Genomic DNA, 15,634 nt, shown 5'->3' with positions numbered 1-15,634 from the left:
CTGCGGGCATTTTGGGGAGTCACATCGCGCCCAATCTGTGATTCACTGCGTCGCATGGATGCCGACCGCGACGCTGTTCCGGATGACGTTACCGCCCTGAAAGCGGCGCTGGCAGCCGAGCGCGCGAAGGGTTTGGAGATCGCGGCTGAACTCGCGGTCGCCCGCGCGAAAGCGTCGGACGACGAGGCGCTGATCGCCCAGCAGAAGCTGCGGATCGCTAAGCTGAAGCATCAAATCTACGGCCAACGGTCAGAGCGTTCGGCGCGGCGTCGTGATCAATCACCCTCGCTTCGACAAGCCCGCATAACTCAAGCAGATGATGCCAATCGCGGCCGTTGCGCGCGAGCCGCGATGCATCGAAGCAAATCAAGGCGCCAACGGCTCCTGCGCACAACCATGCGACCAGCCGATCAAAGCCGGGCCGGGCCACCGTTCCACTCGCCGAACGGCCGGGGTCATCATCAATGACTTCCACGTCGGAGAAGCCGTGCCGTCGCGCAATATCCACAAGATCGTACTGTCGCCGTTGGCTCTCCAGATTGGCCATCACCTGGGATTGCGTTGACTGCCGCACATAGACGACGGCTTTGCGCTTCAAGAGCGCTTCCGGGATCTGGTCAGTGTCGGGCATCACCGAGCTCCTCGACTACCAGGCCGGCGGCCTGCATGAGGATTTGGGCGAGCGTCAGTAACGCCTTCAACCGCGCCGCCTCGTTCATCCTGTCCAGCCTGCGAATATCAGGCTCAGTTGCCCGTCTGAAATCCGTACAGCTACGCGCTCCTGCTTCATCGGCGTTCTCCCATGCGACTCGATCGCTCGGGGAGTTTGTGGAAATGGCGAGCGCTGTGACCAGTCTCTTCAGCTCTGACAATGCGGCAAGATCAACTTGTGGTGGCCCGGAGGTCATCTCCGCGCATGCGATTGGATCTACCATCCAGCCGGGAATCGTGATGACCGTGCCCAATGCGGTTCGGATCCGCAAAAACTGACCTGTCGCGCGTTGCTCCACACGACGCACGTTCACCATCCGGCCAAAATAGGGATGCCAACGATAGTGGACTTCGAAATCCTCCCCGACATGGGCAGAATGAACGGTAAACGGCTCTTGGCCGGAAATCCTGGCTGTTCTGCGGCTCAGACGGTGGTGGCGACCGTGCCGCGACGATGTACAGCCTGATAGTCACGGCAAAAATGAACGGCATCGACCCGCAGGCGTGGCTTGCGGATATCGTCGCCCGGATCGCCGCCCATCCGGCTCACCGTCTGAACGAGCTTCTGCCCTGGAATTGGACGCCAGCATCAGCAATCTCCGCTCGAGCGGCATGACCACCCACCTCAACAAGGTCCATCACGTCACCACCATCACCCAGGTCGCGAGGGACCTCGGCGAAGACGAAGATTGGCTGCGAGACGTCGCCAATGAAATGGAGATCGAGGACGGAGCCATCTGGGTCTATGGCGTCGGCGAAGACGGCATCCAGGCGTTCACCGACTTCGGCATCGAACGTCTCATCGAGATGATCAGGTTCTACAAAGAGAACCCTGAACTGCTCAGGCGGTAACCCTGCAGCCTACGCCGAATGGATACGATTCTCATCGATCCTACAATAGCTGTTAATCGTGGACGCGTCGTCAAGACTACTGGCGATGGAATGCTGGTTGAGCTTGCCAGTGTCGCAGATGCGGGCCCGTTGTGCCGTGGAAGTCCAGCGCGGGTTGCGGTTAAGAACGCCGATGTTTCGCCCGATGACAGGATGGAATTTCGCATCGGCATCCATGTCGATAATATCATGCTTGACGACAATGATAACTTTGGCGATGGCGTTACCATCAGGTCGTTACTTCCGACAAGCCGCGGGACGTTCCCTGTGTTGACGACCGGCGCATCCTGAACGGTATCTCTTGGGTTTTACCAGCAGTTGGTCAACCAGAGCCTCCACCACGAGAATGGAGCTGAATGGCGATCAGCAGTCCCGTCAGCGCGATAATAAACGTCATTACCGCAAACGTGATGGAAGTCCGGAATGTGAGCATCCGAGTTTGTCTCGATCTTCCGTCCACACTGCTGCTCACAACACGCGCTTCGCGCCCGGGATTCGCCGCAACGCGCGCGTCAGCGCCCAGCTGAAAGCGACCGTCAATACGAATCCGATGGGTGCTTTCACGGTAGCCGGCACATTGAAGTCGAACAGCCAATACTGCAGCCATAGCGAGATCGGGTAGTGCACCAGGAATATGCCGAAGGCATCAGGTTGCATCGAATCGAGTATGCTCTTGCCCGAATTGGCGAACCTTAGGAAGTAGGCCAGTATCAGGAATAGGATGGCTACGCTGAAGACAGTGAAGCAGAGGGCATAGGTCGCTTCATACCAGTCGGGCAAACTCTCCGGATTGCCCAGATTGTCGCGCTTGATCGAGATCAACACCCACATGAGGTAATAAGGGACGATCGCCAGCAGCATCCAATCCCAACTGACCTTTGCCATGCGGCCGTCTGCAGCCAGCAATCCGCGATCCAGTTGCTGAACACCTATGCCGGCGCCGAAGAAAAAGTAGGACGCGTAGAGAAACACGCGGCCGTGCTGCACCGAGAACGGCCCGAACTCGAACCAGCTGCCTGCTCCGAAGTGAATCCGTCCCGGAATGTAGAACGCGGCGGTGACAGCAAGCATGACCGCGAAGAACACCGCGGGTCGGCGGCGACCGTGCAGCGAGAGGCGATTGATCGGATCGAGCATGTTGGGCGACAGCCGGTACAGCATGCAGGCAATGAGGTCGAAAGCGAACAAGACCCAGAGGAACCAGATTGGTCCGCTCGGCCACGGACCTTTCGTGATCGTGGTCCACCAGAATTCAGAAAAGCCGATTTCGGGATGCTGCCGCAGCGAGATGGCGTAGTAAGCAAGCGGAATCAACGTGAAGGCGCAGATCACGAATGGCAGGCCAAGCCGTAGCAGGCGATCTGACAAATAGTTCAGCTGACCCTTCCGGGCGATACCCGGCCATACAAAAAGCCCCGACAGGAAAAAGAACATCGCCATGAAGAAACTGTCGGTGGCGAGCACGATCATGTCGAAGCCGAAGAATTCCTTCGGGTCGGTGTGACCGTAATAAGTATAGGGGATGACGGCGTGGTGCAGCAGCACCACCAGCGTCAGAAAGGTCCGGGCGCGATCAAGCGAAGGGTTTCGGGATTTGACCTTGGGCACCGCCGCAGTGTCGGCGGCTCCCGTCGTGATGGACATCAATGACATGAGCGTGCCCCTCGTCGTTTGTGATGCTAATAGATCGCTTCCGGAGACAGTTGCCGTGCGAATGGCTTCGTGAATCTCGATACAACCGGTATCTATCGTTGCAGCACACCGGTGTGGACACGGTATACTATCTGCCTGCCAGCTCGCATTGCGTATTCGCTGCGGCGCCAAGCTCCTCTGCCGGTGCGGCGCACCATTACGGCTCGCCCTCGCCGAATTCGTTGAGCGCCGCGAGCGGCTATGATGCGAGTTTCCTCCGGTATACCCTCCGCGCGAACGGAGCTTGATTCGTCATGCTGGAAACCGTTCTCTTGTTGCTCGGGATAGGGGCCGTCGCCCTTCTGCTGATTGCATTCTGGGGCTTGCACAAACAAGTATAAGGTGCGCCGAGAATCTTGTTATCTTCAGCTCAGCCGAACCTCACGGGGGAAGCGGGGAATGGTTAGGCCCGGCGCGCGATCACCGCACGAGAACCGTGCCGGGCCAAGAGCGTTTGTTTGTCAGAAATCCCGCCGGTTCACACTCGCATGCGTTCGCCGCTCTCAATGCAGTGTTTACTGAGCGGGTGCGCTTTGACGACGTAACCGACCATGACATGCATCGATCTCGAATTGACCGGGCGCGGGAAGCGCAGCGACGTTATCCAGCGCTTCAATCAATTCTGGTAGCCAAGGAGCACTCGTGACGGCGGTGCTCGTGGGTGCACTGTTGTTTGCGCCCTGGGTATTCATGCCCGGAATCGAAGCCGAAATGGCGCCCCCGTAAATCGCGTCCAAAAGCATTTTCAACATGATCGCCGTCCCCGTTATTGATTGGCAAGGAGGCTAAGCGCGGATTGTATCGATGGTGCTTCGCCGCCCTGCGAAATGGCTTCGTGGGTAGCCGCGCAAAGCAACGTGGAATACGTCGTGGATGAAACACCCGATCCACCGAATTTCGAAGCAAGATCAATAACGCTTGGCGGAGGGTAGATCCGCCGTTGGCGACCAGCGACGTTCCCAGAGCGATGGTATAGTGGGCGTCGGAGAAGGCTGATTATGAGCCGGTACCGATCGATTAGGCCAGCCCAAGCCGCTTCATTAGACGGATAACCGTCGCGGCACGCCAAGCCCCTTCGGTGAGCGGGGGAATTTTGCGCTCGTTGAGCACCCCGACAGCCTTCCGCGCAGATTTGCCGGCCAGTTCGTTGGGCACGGGTCACAATTGCTGCGCGCTCTGCCCTAGCTAGAGCTTACGCAGCGTAGCCCCTGAGCCCGTCTAACGTGACGGCTTCGACCCTTCTTGGGCTGCCAAGGCGTCGTTGGCGCGGCAGGATATCGTGGCGCGTTCTTCTCCGCCAGGGCAGCGTAGAGATGCAGCATGAACGGGGTCCGCGTCGGCACCCACTCCGCGCCGATGAACGGTGTTTTATACGCCATCGGGCCACCGATAAAAATGCACATCGCGACTGAGATAGTCGAGCTTTGCCATGATGATCGGCGATTTGATCTTATGCCAGCCGCTTCTCGCCGGCGCCGTCGGTCTCGACTGCGGCGACCTTCATCTTGGCCTGAGCCGGCAAATATTTGCCGACCGGATCGGAAATGAAGAGCTTGCCCTCGTCGTGGAGCATCATGACGGCGACGGAAACCATCGGCTTTGTCATCGAAGCAATGCAGAATATCGCATTTCGAGGCATCGGCGTTTTGGCGTCCGGGTCAAGAAAGCCCACCGCCTCGAAACACGCCAGTTGGCACCAGTGGGCGACGGCGATGACCGCTCCCGGGATCCGCTTCCCTTCCACTTCGGTCCTTAGGGTGCCAGTGAGATGCTGGAGTCGTTCAGACGACTGATTGGCAAAGGCTCCCCGAGGACCGGGAGCGACAAGAGAGCCTCCGCAAATACCAACAGTCGCCCATCCGGCTTCCGAAGTTGCATAGCCGGCTCGTCCTCGATCCTCCAACCTGCGTCTTGGGTCATAGCTGTTCGTGTTTCGGCGTGCAGCACATGAGGTAGGCTTTGATGGCGGAGCAGGGCACAGCCACGTTTGCTAGTCCCGATGACTTCAGCGCCGCAATCGGAGCTGCGAGAATCGATCTCTTCATCACGGCTGGCGGAGACTTCAACGGGCGGTTGACATGGTTGAATTTAGGCGGGCTGCATGTGCTTTGCGGCCATGAGAATCTGCCGCGTATCGGCTTTCTCGCGCTGCCGCCGGCTCAGGCGATCATCTCGTTCGCGGCGAACAGGGAAGCGTCATTGACATACTGTGGAGTTCGCATGCGTTTCGGCGATCTCGTCTTCCATGGTCTCGGCGAGCGGGTGCATGTAAGGACAGATGGGGAAGGCATTTGGGGGCTCATATCGCTTCCGCCCGAGCTGCTTGCGGCCTGCAGCAACGCCCTGACCGGGCAAAGCATCAGACCGCCTTTGGAAGGTCAGGTGATACGGCCCCCGCTGGGGGTCGCAAAACACTTGCTTTTTCCAAGGCCGGTCGTCTCGTCGAGAGCAAACGCGAGCTGATAGGCAATCAGGAGGTTGCGCGCGCCCTCGAGCAAGAACTCTTGTATGCGCTTGTCAACTGTCTGACAGTCGACAATATCAGCGATAGTCCGAGGCGAATACGCCGTCACACCGATGTCATGGCCCGGTTCGAGGAGGCTTTGGCCGCACGAAACGAGCCCCACCTGAATTTGTCTGAGCTCTGCGCAGCGATCGGCGTGCCGGAGCGGACATTGCGACAATGCTGTACCGAATTTCTAGGCATGAGCCCGACACGATATCACCTCGTGCGACGCTTGAATAGGTCGCGCGCGGCGTTGCGGCGGGCCGATCCGGAAACGGCCAGTGTCGCGGCAATCGCGCGAGACCATCATTTTCTCGAACTCGGACGCTTCGCCGTAGCTTACCGGGCCGTATTTCATGAAATGCCGTCATCAACATTGCGCCGCGCCCGAACCAAAATGTGATGAGCACAAAAGATTGCTGCCGAAAGCGCATAGCGCACAGGCCCGCTACCCAGCACAATCGTTGTCACATGCTCCCATCAAGCTGACCGGGGTTTGTTCGACAGCACCGGATGCTTTTCCAAGGCGAACGGTCGAGCTTCCAGTTCTTGCTGAACAAATGGAGACGCTCATGAAGCCTTTCACCGGATCCCTTCGACTGGATCGCCGCGCCATTCTCTCGTCTCTGGCGGCGCTCCCGTTGGTTTCGGCTTCACTTCACTTCGGGCCAGCATTGGCACAAGCGCAGCTCGATGCCCTGCCATCCTGGAATGACGGCCCGACAAAGTTATCTATCCTCGATTTCGTGAAGCGCGTCACAGATCATGACGGTCCGCATTTCGTGCCGCCCCAACAGCGTATTGCAACCTTTGACAATGATGGCTCGCTTTGGGTCGAGCAACCAATGTATGTGCAACTCGCCTTTGTGCTCGACCGCGTGAAAAGCCTGGCTCCGATGCATCCGGAATGGAAGGACAAGCAGCCCTTCGCAGCAGTGCTGGACGGTGATCTGAATGCGCTCGCTGCTTCCGGTGAGAAGGGCGTGGCCGAACTGGTCGCGGTCACGCATGCCGGCATGACGACGGCGGAGTTTGAGAAGATCGTTACTGACTGGCTCGCCAACGCGCGAGACCGGCGCTTTAAACGGCTTTACACCGAGTTAGTGTACCAGCCGATGCTGGAATTGCTCGCCTTCTTGCGGGCGAACGGCTTCAAGACTTTTATCGTGTCAGGTGGTGGCATCGAGTTCATGCGGCCGTGGACGGAGGCCGTTTACGGCGTTCCTCCCGGAACAGGTGGTCGGATCTTCGATCAAGACCCGATATGAGATGCGTGACGGCGCCCCTGTTCTATTCCGCCTTCCGAAGTTAACTTCGTCAATGACAAAGCCGGTAAGCCGATTGATATCAACGAGCATATCGGTCTTCGCCCAATAGCAGCCTTCGGCAACTCTGATGGAGATCTCGAAATGCTGCAATGGACGACGCTCGCCTCCGGCGCCCGGTTCGGCCTGATCGTCCACTATACCGACGCCGAGCGCGAATATGCCTACGACCGGCAATCACATTTCGGGAAACTGGACGTGGCGCTGGACGCCGCGGCAGTGAACGGATGGACGGTGGTCGATATGAAGAATGACTGGAAACGAATTTTTGCTTCGAGTGAGGACGAAAATCGACGGGCCTGAGCCAACCATTTTTCCCGGAAGGTAGTTTTGCCGAAATTGCATAGTGCGAAATCCTGCAACTCGGCAGGATAGCGACAACGACTTCCCTTAGCCGGCCGAGATCTCAGATGAACTTCGACAGCATGAAATGCTTTCCAAAGCCGATCGTCGACCATCCGGCAGACGAGGGCATGGTTTATATTCCCGGCGGGACCTTTCGCATGGGATCGGACAAGCACTATCCGGAGGAGGCGCCGGTTCACCGGGTTACCGTGGACGGCTTCTGGATGGACCGGACGTCCGTCACGAATCGCCAGTTCCGTGAGTTCATCAACGCGACCGGCTATGTCACTTTTGCCGAACTGACGCCCGACGCGAAGGACTATCCTGGAGCGTTGCCCCACATGCTCAAGGCCGGCTCACTTGTCTTTATGCCGCCGGGGCATTTCGTGGATTTGCGCCACTCGCACGAATGGTGGACGTTCAAATTTGGCGCGAATTGGCGCCGTCCCTACGGACCGCACAGTAACCTTCGTGGGCTCGACGACCATCCGGTCGTGCACGTCGCCTATTGCGACGTCGAAGCGTACGCAAAATGGGCTGGCAAGGAAATGCCGACCGAGGCCGAGTGGGAATTCGCTGCGCGCAATGGCTTGGACGGCGCGGAGTTCGCGTGGGGCGACGAACTGATGCCCGGTGGCATGCATATGGCGAACACCTGGCAAGGCAATTTTCCGCACGAAAATTTGGTCACTGACGGATACGAGCGGACGTCGCCGGTTACAGCGTTCCCGGCCAACCAATACGGCGTGCACGATATGATCGGCAATGTTTGGGAGTGGACCGACGATTGGTACTCGCCGAGACACGAGGCCGATGCGCCGAAGGCGTGTTGCATTCCGGAAAATCCCCGCGGTGGTCCCGAGGCGGCAAGTTACGACCCCCGAGATTCGAAAATCAGGATTCCACGCAAGGTGCTTAAGGGCGGCTCGCATCTTTGCGCTCCAAACTATTGCCGCCGCTATCGTCCGGCCGCGCGTCACGCCGAACCGATCGATACGTCGGCCAGCCACGTCGGTTTCCGTTGCATCGTCAGAAAAAGGAGTGCGTCATGGGCAGCGACAAGAGTTCAGAAAAGTCCGACACCGGCACTGCGCCATCCAGCTCAGGGTTGAAAGCGCCGCGATCTGCTCCTGAGCGGTAGTTCTCTCGTTGCAGCTTCGGCGCTTTCGGCTGCCGGACTGACAAGTCTTGCACAAGCACAGCAACCAGCAACGGCGGCCGCGTCGGGCGGGCAACGGCCCAACATCGTTGTCATCATGGGTGACGACATCGGCATGTGGAATCTCGGCGCCTACCACCGCGGCATGATGGCGGGCCGAACGCCGAATCTCGATAAGCTCGCGGCCGAGGGCATGCTGTTCACCGACTACTATGCCGAAGCCAGCTGCACGGCGGGCCGCGCCAATTTCATTACCGGCGAGCTGCCGATCCGCACTGGCATGACGACGGTTGGACAGGCTGGCGCTCCCACAGGCATACCCGCACAGGCCGCGACCATCGCCACCGCCCTGAAAGATATGGGCTATGCTACCGGCCAGTTCGGCAAGAACCATCTTGGCGACAAAAACGAATTTCTGCCGACCGTGCACGGCTTCGATGAAGTTTTTGGCTACCTTTATCACCTCGACGCGATGGAGGACCCAGCACATCCCGCCTATCCGCAGGAGCTGCTGAATTCCGTAGGTCCACGCAACATGATCCATTCGTATGCGACCAATGTTGACGATCCCACCGTGGATCCGCGCTGGGGCAAAATTGGCAAGCAGAAGATCGAGGACGCGGGCACGCTCTATCCCAAACGAATGGAAACCGTGGACGATAAAATCCGCGACCTCGCGCTAAAGTTCATCGACAAGGCCAAGACCGATAACAAGCCGTTCTTCGTGTGGCTCAATCCGACTCGCATGCACATCGTCACGCATCTGTCGCCGAAATACGAAGCGTTGCGCAATTCCAAGAACGGGTGGACCATCCATGAAGCCGGCATGGCGCAGCTCGACGACGACGTCGGAATCGTCATGCAGAAACTCAAAGACCTGGGCGTCGACGACAACACCATCGTGGTGTTCACCACTGACAACGGCACCGAGGTCTTCACTTGGCCGGACGGCGGACAGACGCCATTCGCTCAGAGCAAGGGCACGGTTTTGGAAGGCGGGTTCCGTGTGCCGTGCATGATCCGCTGGCCCGGCAAGGTGCCGGCGGGCAAGGTTGAGAACGGTATCATCTCCGGTCTGGACTGGTTTCCGACGTTTCTCGCGGCGGCCGGTAACCCGAACATCCCGAAGAGCTGAAGAAGGGCAAACAGATCGGTGACACCACCTACAAGTGCCATCTGGACGGCTATAACCAGATGGACATGATTACAGGGAAGGGGCCGTCGAACCGGCATGAAATCTTTTACTTCGGCGAGAGCGAGTTGGGTGCCGTGCGCATCGACGACATGAAGTATCGCTTCATCGACCAGCCTGGGGGCTGGTTGGGTGAAAAAACCAAGCCTGATGTACCTTACCTGACCAACCTTCGCCTCGATCCCTTCGAGCGCACCGGCTGGCCCAATGCCGGGACCAAAGAGGGAGCGCAGCAATATTTCGACTGGTTCAAATACGAATTTTGGCCCTTCGTGTTTGTTCAGCAGTATGTCGAGAAGCTTGCGATGACTGCGATCGAATTTCCACCGATGCAAAGGGGAGCGAGCTTCAATCTTGAGGCCGTAAAGGCAAAGATCGAGGCGGCCAGAGCAGCAATCGCGAAGTAGCGGCAAATCGGACATCGCCCCGACCCGGGGGCGATGTCTCAAGACAACCGCCTTGCAACATTCAAGGAATACCCGCCGCGCTAGAAAGCGGCGAGCTTCACCAGCTCGCAGATCTTGGAAGAATTGAGCGGAAGCGGCGGCCACAATGGAGGCCGCCCAGCAAAGAAGCGAAAGCTACGGCCGCACTTCCGCGTGCCCAAGTGAGTTGGCTAGGCTCTGCAGGTTCTGGGGTATGACGTGAATTAAGCCATGCCGCGGCGCGTCAATGTCAGCTATCAGAAGGAAGGCCGTCGAGACGACAAATGGCAACACAAGATCGATAGTTCTCACTGCCTTGCGATTCCGCGACCTATATCCGAAAAGCACGTTGGAGCACAGTGCGATGGCTACCATGAGCCACCAGGTCGCGCGCGGGATTCGATTCCAGAACGCCGCCTGTGTATAGCCCTGCGAATTTATCACATCGTTCATGCCGGCGAGCACCAGCGCCGTAATGGGAGTTGGTTGCGTGCTCGCCGACCTGCGGACCGACGCCCACAAATCAGTTTGCAGCTGGCCAGTCGACTGATCGATCTCGGTTTGTCGGGCCTCATCTCGATTGAGGAAGAACAATATCCGCTGGTCGAGGTAAGCGCCAAGAAGCCTCCGCACGTTTGCGGCATCTTCTGAGGGTAAAAGATCCGCGCGCAACAGTTCGGTTCCAATCGCATTGGCTTCGGCTTCTTCGAGACCCTTGCGCTGTTCGTAGCGGCTGCTGGCCATGGAAACGCTGAAGCCGATGATCAATGCCAATAGCGTCAATGTGGCCCCGAGAACGATGCCAAGATCCTCGGTTTGCTCCTCGTTGACCTCTGGCCCTCGTCGGCGGAGCCATGAGCCCGCCGCTGCACCGAGCCACAGCCCGACGAAGGCGGCCATAAAAAGTAGTAATGGATAGTGTGTAAGATTGTCCATCGACTAGGTCGCTTGATCGGACATTCGATTTACTTGACCATCGAGACCCAATTCGCTCGAACGCACACGTGCGGCGCCCAAGCTAACGCGCACTATTCGATCAGTCGTTTGCTGGCCACGCTATGCGATTTCGGCAGAAATCAGAGAATTTCCTTCAACGAAACGTAACATTTTCTGCCTTGCCGTCGGTCGCCCTCGGGCGGCAACCAACGCCGTTCCCGGTGTCCGGGCCCCGCATTGCAAAGTCGGGACGAACCGCCCATGCTGTTTCTCTTGGGCGTTTGGGCGCGCCGCGTGTTTCCAGGCACCGCGACGAATTGCGGTTTGCGAATTGTCTCTGTAAGCGCAAGTAGATGGAGCGGAGCTGCCGTGTCACAATCGGCACATTGATCTAACTCAAATAATCGCACGTTGATCACAAGTTGTGGCAGAGCTAGTCTAGAATACAACTCCGAATTCGGATCGCCCGGAGCACATTGCCTTTTTTGAAAGTTAGGTCCTTCGGACGCTCGTCATTTTTAGAAGAAGTTGGCCGACCAGAGGGCATTTGCTATTTGAGCAACAGAATGGCATCGCTCCGAGTTTTCAGTCTTGATGATCCATCGGCATGTCAGGCGGTTTTCCCTTTTGCCGACGATCACCCGCTCGCGAGGCAGATGCTCCGGGAGCGGCTGGCGCGATGGTCGCTTGCGCGTGAACGACGCCACCTTCGTGGTCTTGGCCGCAGACATTTCGGCGGCCAGTTCATCCTCGGTCGCTGAGGCCTCGAGCTCCTCCAGCGTTAGTTCGAGCTGATCCAACAGCCGCGCGGTACGCTCCGAGCGAGGGCCATAACGATCACGGTTCAGCTTTTCGATCTGCAGCTTCAGGTGAGCGATCAGCGCCTGGTCATCAGACTGTTGGGCGCGAACGTTGGCGAGTTCGGCACGCGTTGCCAGCAACGCCGCCTGCAGCGCCTCAATGTCTTCCGGCAGCTTCCTGGGACTATCACCCATGCACCGATGAATCACAAAAGCCACGATTTGGCGCGTACTTTTTGCAATCTCACGGGATTCTTGAGTAACCTATCCGGCGCTCTGCGGCCGCCAGCTGTGTTGTGGGTTGCGCCAGTCGATCGCCTCCAGCAAATAGCCCATCTGAGCTGCGGTCAGCGACACAACACCGTCCACCGTCGCCGGCCAGATGAAGCGGCCACGGTCCAGCCGCTTGGCGTAGAGCGACAGCCCGACCCCGTCGTGCCAAAGCGCCTTGATTAGGGTGCCGGCACGACCACGGAACACAAAAACGTCGCCGGCAAAGGGATCTCGCCCGAGGCCCTCCTGCACCAGCAACGCCAGGCCCTGCATGCGTTTGCGCATGTCAGTGTGACCGGTTGCGATCCAGATTCTCGCCCCTGCTGCGATCGGGATCATCGCCGCTCCAGCAGATCCAACACGCGAGACAACGCGGTCATATCGACGCCGGCATCCCCGATCACTCGATAAGCTTTGCCGGAGACAATCTCCATGCGTCCGCTTGCCGACGTCGCTAGAGCTGTCGACTGCACCGGCGGCGGATCCGGCATCACCATCGCCGGGACAAAGCTGGGCCGAGCCTCTTCATCACCGCTCGCCCGGGCCCCAAACGATCGCCGCCAAGTCAACAGCAGCGAGCGCGAGATGCCGTATCGCCGCGCTGTCGATGAGACGGGCCGTGGGGTCTGCAAACTCTCCAAGACGATCTTGAGCTTCTCATCGTCGCTCCATCGACGACGCCGGCCAGTCTCAACTACCTCGAACCGTTCGACCTGAGCACTGCACTTATCGATGTCCATAAGGGCTGTTACACAGCACTCGTCTTAACCTGACAAGGCGGCCCTCACCGGAGGGAGACGGATATGCAGACGACTCGGGATGATCCGACAACTGACCACAACAGTCCAACGAACGATCATGATCGTGCGACGAATGCCCATTCTCTGTCGGACAAGCCTCAGTGTGCGACTCGTAAGTTATTGATTTTTCTCAACCCGTGGCTGACTCTTAATCAGCGGGTCCCAGGTTCGAGCCCTGGTGCGCCCACCAAGCATTCCAAAGACTTACGACGGGATCGCGTAGAACGGTGAGAGAACGTTCGACCGCGCGTTGAGGCTCAATCGGTCAAACCTTTGAGAATTACACCCTCAGTGGTCGGTGTTGCGCTAGCCCGCCGCGTTGTTCCAGCGATTGCAGGCTTACCTGCTGCGTTGGCAGCAGCACTATCGCGCGGAGTAGCCCGACAACGGCGCAAGCATCACACCCAGCCACCATCGACGATATAGTGCTGGGAGGTGCAGGCAGAGGCCTCGTCGGAGGCGAGGAAGACGGTGAATTTCGCGACCTCGTCCGGCACCAGCCTGCGCTTCAGGCACTGTCGCTGCTGAAGTTCGATCTCGCCCGCCGGCGTCATCCATTTCTCGAGCTGGCGGTCGGTCATGATCCAACCCGGCGCGATCGCGTTCACGCGGACATTGTAGGGACCGTAGTCACGCGCCAGCGAGCGCGTCAGTCCGATCACGCCTGATTTGCTGGCGGTGTAGGCGGCCATGCCGCCTTGTCCGGCGATCCACGACACCGAGCCGAAATTGATGATGGCCCCGGCGTTCGCAGCCTTCATATCCGGCAGGACGGCTTGCGATGCAAAGAATTGGTGTTTCAGATTTACCGCGACGCGGTCGTCCCAATATTCCGGCGTCATCTCCTCGGTGTTGTGCCGTTCGTCATGGGCGGCGTTGTTGATCAGGATGTTGATCGCGCCGTGCACCTTGCGTGCCTCCGCCACGCCGGCGCGCAGTGCGGGGATGTCGGTCAGGTCGACGTGCTGGAAATGCGCAGCCAGTCCCTGATCGGACAGGTCGCGCGCCAAGCGCAGGCCTTCGTCGACCTTGATGTCGAAGAACACGACCTTGGATTTCTGCTCCGCGAAGCGCCGCACGATCGCAGCGCCAATTCCCGCTGCACCTCCGGTGACGAGCACGACCTTGCCGGCGAGGTCGGAATAGGTGGCAGCCATGGGCACCTCAGCTTGTTTTGGGCAACGCGACGGGCCGCCCCGATTCTTTTCCAGACCTTAGCCATTCCTTCCGTGAGGTGCATAGGTCAGATTTTCAGTTGCGTACCTCAAAAATTGAAGGCAGGATTACAGCAAGAATAAAAGCCGGTTGGGAGGATGTGATGAGACTGCTCGGGAAGCTGGGACTCGCCGCGGCCGCATGCCTGCTTGGCGCCAACGTCGCCGCAGCCGACACCACGGTGAAATGGCTGCACATCGAGGTCAACCCGGCCCAGGTGAAGATCTGGGAGGAGGTCGCGCGCAGCTATGAGGCGTCGCATCCGGGCGTCAAGGTCGAGATGCAGTTCCTCGAGAACGAGGCCTATAAGGCCAAGCTGCCCACCATCCTGCAATCCAAGGATCGGCCGAACATCATTTACAGCTGGGCCGGCGGGGTCCTGAAGACGCAGATCGAGGCCGGGGTCCTCGACGACATCACCGATCAGGTGAAGGGCTACAGCGATAGTCTCACGCCGGCAGCGCTCGCCGCATTCACCAGCAATGGCCGCGTCTATGGACTGCCCGTCGCGCTGTCGCAGGTCGGCTTCCTCTGCAACAAGGACCTGATGGCCAAGGCGAAGGTCGATCCCGCCGGGATCAAGACCTGGGACGATCTGCTTGCCGCCGTGAAGACGCTGAAGGCAGCTGGTGTCACGCCGATCGTGGTCGGTGGCGCCGACAAATGGCCGCTGCACTTCTACTGGACGCATCTTGCAGTGCGCGTCGGCGGCAAGGCGGCCTTCGATGCGGCGCTGCGCGGCGAGAATGGTGGCTTTGCCGGCGAAACCTTCCAGAAATCCGGCGAGCTGTTCAAGCAGCTCGTTGATCTCCAGCCGTTCCAGAACGGTTTTCTCGGCTTCAAGAACCCGCAGGCCGTCGGCTATTTCGGCGACGGCAAGGCCGCGATGACGCTCGCGATCTCGACCGTCTATAATTTGCAGCGCGCGCTTGCCGCCGACAAGGTCGGATTGAGCGAAGGCAAGATCTGCTGGTTCGATTTTCCGGTCGTCGCGGGCGGCAAGGGCGCGCCGACGGATACGCTGGGCGGCATCACCGGCTGGCTGATCACCAAGGACTCCCCCAAGGAAGCGGTCGATTTCCTGAAGTACTTCGTCTCGAAGGACGTGCAGACGCGGCTTGCGGCGGGCAACTACATTATCCCCGTGGTCCAGGGCGCGGACGCCGGCCTCAACAACGCCTTCATGAAGCTGATCGCGGCCAATCTCGCGAAGTCGAACTACCACCAGAACTTCTATGACCAGAGCCTCGGCCCCTCGGTCGGTCGCGTCGTCAACGATGTCACGGCGGAGATCGCCGGTGGCAGCATGAGCCCGCAGGACGCAGCCAAAGCGATCGAAGCGGCGCGGAAGCAGGGCAACTGAC

14 protein-coding genes and 6 pseudogenes are annotated in these 15,634 nt (G+C 59.0%); 9 read left to right on the top strand and 11 right to left on the bottom strand.

The window, feature by feature from the left end:
* Positions 1 to 54: 54 nt before the first annotated feature.
* A pseudogene (locus tag ABID59_RS10540) lies at positions 55 to 279 on the top strand (IS66 family transposase); the annotation flags it as partial.
* Here the strand turns inward: ABID59_RS10540 and ABID59_RS10535 are convergent.
* Together ABID59_RS10535 and ABID59_RS10530 are read right to left on the bottom strand one after the other, a co-directional pair.
* Positions 257 to 631, bottom strand: a pseudogene (locus ABID59_RS10535) (recombinase family protein); the annotation flags it as partial. The pseudogenes ABID59_RS10540 and ABID59_RS10535 overlap by 23 nt on opposite strands.
* Positions 618 to 1,019, bottom strand: a complete 402-nt coding sequence (locus tag ABID59_RS10530) for a hypothetical protein (protein ID WP_354083340.1) — start codon at positions 1,017 to 1,019, stop codon at positions 618 to 620. The pseudogene ABID59_RS10535 and the gene ABID59_RS10530, both read right to left, overlap by 14 nt.
* An 83-nt stretch (positions 1,020 to 1,102) precedes the next feature.
* Between ABID59_RS10530 and ABID59_RS10525 the strand changes: the two are divergent.
* Together ABID59_RS10525 and ABID59_RS10520 are read left to right on the top strand one after the other, a co-directional pair.
* Positions 1,103 to 1,327: pseudogene (locus tag ABID59_RS10525) on the top strand (transposase domain-containing protein); the annotation flags it as partial.
* Positions 1,324 to 1,563: a hypothetical protein gene (locus tag ABID59_RS10520; RefSeq protein WP_354083339.1), complete on the top strand. Its 240-nt coding sequence runs from the start codon at positions 1,324 to 1,326 to the stop codon at positions 1,561 to 1,563. The pseudogene ABID59_RS10525 and the gene ABID59_RS10520, both read left to right, overlap by 4 nt.
* Before the next feature lie 9 nt (positions 1,564 to 1,572).
* On the opposite strand, the gene ABID59_RS10515 is transcribed toward ABID59_RS10520, so the two are convergent.
* The 4 genes from ABID59_RS10515 to ABID59_RS10500 form a co-directional block, all read right to left on the bottom strand.
* Positions 1,573 to 1,779 carry a hypothetical protein gene (locus ABID59_RS10515; protein ID WP_354083338.1) on the bottom strand — a complete coding sequence of 69 codons (207 nt, stop codon included), beginning with the start codon at positions 1,777 to 1,779 and terminating at the stop codon, positions 1,573 to 1,575.
* A gap of 291 nt (positions 1,780 to 2,070) precedes the next feature.
* Positions 2,071 to 3,255: an acyltransferase family protein gene (locus ABID59_RS10510; RefSeq protein ID WP_502916791.1), complete on the bottom strand. Its 1,185-nt coding sequence runs from the start codon at positions 3,253 to 3,255 to the stop codon at positions 2,071 to 2,073.
* A 554-nt stretch (positions 3,256 to 3,809) separates the two neighbouring features.
* On the bottom strand, positions 3,810 to 4,046 hold the full coding sequence (locus ABID59_RS10505) for a hypothetical protein (RefSeq protein WP_354083337.1): 237 nt from the start codon (positions 4,044 to 4,046) through the stop codon (positions 3,810 to 3,812).
* A 698-nt stretch (positions 4,047 to 4,744) separates the two neighbouring features.
* Positions 4,745 to 5,197: a serine hydrolase domain-containing protein gene (locus tag ABID59_RS10500; RefSeq protein ID WP_354083336.1), complete on the bottom strand. Its 453-nt coding sequence runs from the start codon at positions 5,195 to 5,197 to the stop codon at positions 4,745 to 4,747.
* 59 nt (positions 5,198 to 5,256) lie between these two features.
* On the opposite strand from ABID59_RS10500, the gene ABID59_RS10495 reads away from it, so the two are divergent.
* From ABID59_RS10495 to ABID59_RS10475, 5 genes and pseudogenes are all read left to right on the top strand, one after another.
* Positions 5,257 to 5,757 carry a hypothetical protein gene (locus ABID59_RS10495; protein WP_354083335.1) on the top strand — a complete coding sequence of 167 codons (501 nt, stop codon included), beginning with the start codon at positions 5,257 to 5,259 and terminating at the stop codon, positions 5,755 to 5,757.
* Positions 5,758 to 5,876: 119 nt separating this feature from the next.
* Positions 5,877 to 6,203 carry a helix-turn-helix domain-containing protein gene (locus tag ABID59_RS10490; protein WP_354083602.1) on the top strand — a complete coding sequence of 109 codons (327 nt, stop codon included), beginning with the start codon at positions 5,877 to 5,879 and terminating at the stop codon, positions 6,201 to 6,203.
* 169 nt (positions 6,204 to 6,372) lie between these two features.
* Positions 6,373 to 7,428 (top strand): annotated as a pseudogene (locus ABID59_RS10485) (HAD family hydrolase).
* Between the two features lie 107 nt (positions 7,429 to 7,535).
* Positions 7,536 to 8,582, top strand: a complete 1,047-nt coding sequence (locus ABID59_RS10480; RefSeq protein ID WP_502916790.1) for a formylglycine-generating enzyme family protein — start codon at positions 7,536 to 7,538, stop codon at positions 8,580 to 8,582.
* A gap of 12 nt (positions 8,583 to 8,594) precedes the next feature.
* Positions 8,595 to 10,228, top strand: a pseudogene (locus ABID59_RS10475) (arylsulfatase).
* A 174-nt stretch (positions 10,229 to 10,402) separates the two neighbouring features.
* Here the strand turns inward: ABID59_RS10475 and ABID59_RS10470 are convergent.
* From ABID59_RS10470 to ABID59_RS10450, 5 genes and pseudogenes are all read right to left on the bottom strand, one after another.
* Positions 10,403 to 11,182 (bottom strand): bestrophin-like domain, encoded by a 780-nt coding sequence (locus ABID59_RS10470; RefSeq protein ID WP_354083334.1) that lies wholly within the window; start codon positions 11,180 to 11,182, stop codon positions 10,403 to 10,405.
* A gap of 632 nt (positions 11,183 to 11,814) precedes the next feature.
* Positions 11,815 to 12,177 (bottom strand): annotated as a pseudogene (locus ABID59_RS10465) (transposase domain-containing protein); the annotation flags it as partial.
* 69 nt (positions 12,178 to 12,246) lie between these two features.
* Positions 12,247 to 12,594, bottom strand: a complete 348-nt coding sequence (tnpB, locus tag ABID59_RS10460; protein WP_354083333.1) for an IS66 family insertion sequence element accessory protein TnpB — start codon at positions 12,592 to 12,594, stop codon at positions 12,247 to 12,249.
* The gene (gene tnpA / locus ABID59_RS10455; RefSeq protein ID WP_354083331.1) at positions 12,591 to 12,995 is read right to left on the bottom strand and encodes an IS66-like element accessory protein TnpA; all 405 of its coding nucleotides are present in this window, start codon (positions 12,993 to 12,995) and stop codon (positions 12,591 to 12,593) included. Before tnpA ends, tnpB begins: the two co-directional genes overlap by 4 nt.
* 458 nt (positions 12,996 to 13,453) lie before the next feature.
* Positions 13,454 to 14,212: an SDR family NAD(P)-dependent oxidoreductase gene (locus ABID59_RS10450; RefSeq protein ID WP_354083330.1), complete on the bottom strand. Its 759-nt coding sequence runs from the start codon at positions 14,210 to 14,212 to the stop codon at positions 13,454 to 13,456.
* A gap of 161 nt (positions 14,213 to 14,373) precedes the next feature.
* On the opposite strand from ABID59_RS10450, the gene ABID59_RS10445 reads away from it, so the two are divergent.
* Positions 14,374 to 15,633, top strand: coding sequence for an extracellular solute-binding protein (locus tag ABID59_RS10445; RefSeq protein WP_354083329.1), 1,260 nt, complete (start codon positions 14,374 to 14,376; stop codon positions 15,631 to 15,633).
* Position 15,634 lies beyond the last annotated feature (1 nt).

Origin of the sequence: Bradyrhizobium sp. S3.3.6, from assembly GCF_040546905.1 — a bacterium.
Taxonomy (GTDB): Bacteria; Pseudomonadota; Alphaproteobacteria; order Rhizobiales; family Xanthobacteraceae; genus Bradyrhizobium; species Bradyrhizobium cytisi.
The sequence above is the reverse complement of the archived record's forward strand: the minus strand, read 5'-3'. Positions and strand labels throughout refer to the sequence as shown.

Excerpts from the sequence above, each read along its gene's own strand:
- ABID59_RS10520 (WP_354083339.1), top strand. The coding sequence starts at position 1,324 with ATGACCACCCACCTCAACAAGGTCCATCACGTCACCACCATCACCCAG.
- ABID59_RS10515 (WP_354083338.1), bottom strand. The coding sequence starts at position 1,779 with ATGGATGCCGATGCGAAATTCCATCCTGTCATCGGGCGAAACATCGGC.
- ABID59_RS10510 (WP_502916791.1), bottom strand. The coding sequence starts at position 3,255 with ATGTCATTGATGTCCATCACGACGGGAGCCGCCGACACTGCGGCGGTG.
- ABID59_RS10505 (WP_354083337.1), bottom strand. The coding sequence starts at position 4,046 with ATGTTGAAAATGCTTTTGGACGCGATTTACGGGGGCGCCATTTCGGCT.
- ABID59_RS10495 (WP_354083335.1), top strand. The coding sequence starts at position 5,257 with ATGGCGGAGCAGGGCACAGCCACGTTTGCTAGTCCCGATGACTTCAGC.
- ABID59_RS10490 (WP_354083602.1), top strand. The coding sequence starts at position 5,877 with ATGGCCCGGTTCGAGGAGGCTTTGGCCGCACGAAACGAGCCCCACCTG.
- ABID59_RS10480 (WP_502916790.1), top strand. The coding sequence starts at position 7,536 with ATGAACTTCGACAGCATGAAATGCTTTCCAAAGCCGATCGTCGACCAT.
- ABID59_RS10470 (WP_354083334.1), bottom strand. The coding sequence starts at position 11,182 with ATGGACAATCTTACACACTATCCATTACTACTTTTTATGGCCGCCTTC.
- tnpB (WP_354083333.1), bottom strand. The coding sequence starts at position 12,594 with ATGATCCCGATCGCAGCAGGGGCGAGAATCTGGATCGCAACCGGTCAC.
- tnpA (WP_354083331.1), bottom strand. The coding sequence starts at position 12,995 with ATGGACATCGATAAGTGCAGTGCTCAGGTCGAACGGTTCGAGGTAGTT.
- ABID59_RS10450 (WP_354083330.1), bottom strand. The coding sequence starts at position 14,212 with ATGGCTGCCACCTATTCCGACCTCGCCGGCAAGGTCGTGCTCGTCACC.
- ABID59_RS10445 (WP_354083329.1), top strand. The coding sequence starts at position 14,374 with ATGAGACTGCTCGGGAAGCTGGGACTCGCCGCGGCCGCATGCCTGCTT.